Raw genomic sequence first — 231 nt, 5'->3', positions numbered from 1 at the left:
GGCGTGGAAGGGCGAGAAGATGGCGATCGCCACGGTCGTCTCGACCTGGGGATCCGCGCCGCGACCCATGGGGAGCCACATGCTCGTCCACGCCGATGGCCGGTTCGAGGGATCGGTGTCGGGCGGCTGCGTCGAGAGCGACAGCCTCGCCACCGCCGCCGAGGTGATCGCGGGCGCGCCGGTCCAGGTCCGCAACTACGGCGGCGCCGATGCAGCAGCCTGGGAAGTCGG

General features: G+C 72.3%; 1 protein-coding gene. It reads left to right on the top strand.

Going from position 1 to position 231, the window contains the following annotated elements; translation table 11 throughout:
• The coding region (locus tag AC0CH3_RS18065) for an XdhC family protein (protein WP_465238153.1) at window positions 1-231 on the top strand (231 nt) is incomplete at both ends.

Source organism: Sphingomonas sp. AC449 (genome assembly GCF_979253475.1).
Note: the sequence above shows the minus strand (reverse complement) of the source record. Positions and strands in the feature narration are given on the sequence as shown.